General features: G+C 67.9%; 1 protein-coding gene and 1 pseudogene. Both read right to left on the minus strand.

What is annotated here, in order from left to right; all coding sequences use genetic code 11:
- On the minus strand, window positions 1-1,726 hold a 1,726-nt coding region (locus R1101_RS0120165; protein ID WP_016935107.1), incomplete at its 3' end, for a thiamine pyrophosphate-requiring protein.
- A gap of 169 nt (window positions 1,727-1,895) precedes the next feature.
- Window positions 1,896-2,941: pseudogene (gene kgd, locus R1101_RS0120170) on the minus strand (multifunctional oxoglutarate decarboxylase/oxoglutarate dehydrogenase thiamine pyrophosphate-binding subunit/dihydrolipoyllysine-residue succinyltransferase subunit); the annotation flags it as partial.

Raw genomic sequence — 2,941 nt, forward strand, 5'->3', positions numbered from 1 at the left:
GATTCTCGTCACCGGACAGGACCGCCTTGGCGACGTCGGTGAACTGTTCCCACGTCGCGTGCGGCGGGATCGGCGGCATGTCCGGATCGGTGTACACGTCGAGCACCGTCGGACGATCCGCAGCCAGGGCGCGATCCCAGGCCGGGCCCATCTCGTCCGAGGACTTCACGGTTTCGCCGCCCAGCCCGAGGCCGCGCGCGAAGGCGGCGTAGTCGACGTCCGGAAGCGACTGGGACTCCGCGAATTTCGGTGCCCCACCCATCGCGCGCATCTCCCATGTCACCTGGTTGAGGTCGTTGTTGTGGATGACCGCGACGACGAGCCGCGGGTCCGCCCACTGCTGCCGGTACCGCTGGATGGTGATCAGTTCGGCCATGCCGTTCATCTGCATCGCACCGTCGCCGGCGAAGGCGATCACCGGACGGTCCGGATGCCCGAACTTCGCCCCGATCCCGTACGGCACGGCCGGGCCCATCGTCGCGAGGGTGCCCGACAGCGAACCGCGCATGTCGCCGCGGAACCGCAGTTGGCGCGCATACCAGTTGGCGGCCGAACCCGAATCGGCGGTGACGATCGCGTTGTCCGGCAGCCGCGGTGAGGCCTCGGCGAACATCCGCAGCGGGTTGACGAACTCCGTCTCCACCTCGGCCTGCTGCCCCATGATCTGCCACCAGCGCTGCACGTTCTGCTCGATGCCTTCGCGCCACGAACGGTCCTCTTTACGCCGGAGCAGGGGGATGAGCGCGTCGAGCGCCGCCGTGGCATCCGCAACGAGGTTGACCTCGTTCGGATAGCGCATCCCGATCATGCGCGCGTCGATGTCGATCTGCACGCTGCGTGCCTGCTCGTATTCCGGAAGGAACTGGCTGTAGGGGAGACTCGAGCCGACGATGAGCAGCGTGTCGCACTCCGTCATCATCTCGTGGGTGGGGCGGGTTCCCAGCAGCCCGATCGATCCGGTGACCCACGGCAGGTCGTCGGGCAGCACGTCCTTGCCCAACAGGGCCTTCGCCACTCCCGCGCCGAGCAGATCCGCGACCTGCTCGAGTTGCGCCCGGGCGCCGCGAGCACCGCTGCCGACGAGCATCGCGACCTTGTTCCCCGCGTTGAGTACGTCGGCGGCACGTGCGATCGCGTCGTCGTCCGGCGCGACGCGGGGCCGGTCGAAACCGACGCTCGACGGCACCATCTTGAACTCGTGGCCGGGCGGGGCGTAGTCGAGTTCCTGCACGTCGCCGTGGATGATCACCGCCGTCGGCGTGCGGTACGCGATGGCGGTGCGCATCGCCCGGTCGAGGACGTTGGGCAACTGCTCGGGCACCGTCACCGTCTCCACGAAGGCCGACGCCACATCCTTGTACAACGTGTGCAGGTCCACTTCCTGCTGGTACGACCCGCCCATCGCCGAGCGGTCGGTCTGGCCCACGATTGCCACCACCGGCACGTGGTCGAGCTTCGCGTCGTAGAGCCCGTTGAGCAGGTGGATCGCGCCGGGGCCCGAGGTGGCCATGCACACCCCGGGCCTGCCCGTGAACTTCGCGTAGCCGACCGCCTCGAAGGCACTCATCTCCTCGTGCCGCGACTGCACGAAGACCGGATCGTTGCCGGTGCGGGTCCAGGCGGCGAGAATTCCGTTGATGCCGTCCCCGGGATAGCCGAAGACGTGGTCCACCCCCCATTCGCGCAGGCGGTGCAACAGGTAGTCGGCCACGGTCCGGTTCGCCATCGGTAGCTCCTCGCAGGACGCGATCGGGGGTCTCCGGAAGGGTGCCCGTCACGTCCGGGCCGAAACACCCCGGAAAAGGCGTGAGCCGGGTCGATCGCCCCCGAAGGGGGACAACCGACCCGGCTCACATGAGAACCGTCACGGGCCCGAAGGGTCCGAAACGGGGCTTCTAGCGACCGAAGGCCTTCTCGAGGATCTCCTGCTGCTCGACAGCGTGGACCTTGCTCGAACCGGACGACGGTGCCGACATCGCACGACGCGACACGCGCTTGATCCCGCTGAGCTTCTCGGGCAGCAGTTCCGGCAGGGCGAGACCGAGGAACGGCCACGCACCCTGGTTCGCCGGCTCCTCCTGCACCCAGAAGAACTCGGACGCGTTCGGGTACTGCTCGAGGGTCTCGGCGATGCGACGACGCGGCACCGGGTACAACTGCTCGATGCGCACGATCGCGACGTCGTCACGACCTTCCTTCTGCTTCTTCGCCAGCAGTTCCCAGTAGATCTTGCCGGAGGTCAGCAGCACGCGGGTGGCCTTCGACCGGTCGGCCGTGCCCTCCTCGTAGGGAACCTCTTCGAGCAGCGAACGGAACTTGCCCTGCGTGAAGTCCTCGACGTTGCTGACCGCGGCCTTGTTGCGCAGCATCGACTTCGGCGTGAACACCACCAGCGGGCGCCGGATGCCGTCGAGATGGTGACGACGCAGCAGGTGGAAGTAGCTCGCCGGGGTCGACGGAACCGCGACCGTCATCGAGCCCTCGGCGCACAGCTGCAACCAGCGCTCGATGCGACCCGAGGTGTGGTCGGGACCCTGGCCCTCGTGGCCGTGCGGCAGCAGCAGCACGACGTCGGAGAGCTGACCCCACTTGGCCTCACCGGACGAGATGAACTCGTCGATGATGGACTGCGCACCGTTGACGAAGTCGCCGAACTGCGCCTCCCACAGCACGAGCGCGTCGGGGTTGCCCACCGAGTAGCCGTACTCGAAGCCCAGACCCGCGAACTCGGTCAGCGCCGAGTCGTAGACCATGAAGCGACCGCCGTTGCCGGCCTGGGTGGCCAGCGAAGCCAGCGGGCTGTACTCGTCGCCGGTCTTGCGGTCGATGATGACCGAGTGGCGCTGCGTGAACGTGCCGCGACGCGAGTCCTGACCGGCCAGACGCACCAGGGCGCCTTCCTCGGCCAGCGAACCGAACGCGAGCAACTCGGCGAACGCCC

It is taken from the genome of Rhodococcus sp. R1101, from assembly GCF_000278445.1.
In the GTDB taxonomy this organism is placed as follows: domain Bacteria; phylum Actinomycetota; class Actinomycetes; order Mycobacteriales; family Mycobacteriaceae; genus Rhodococcus; species Rhodococcus gordoniae.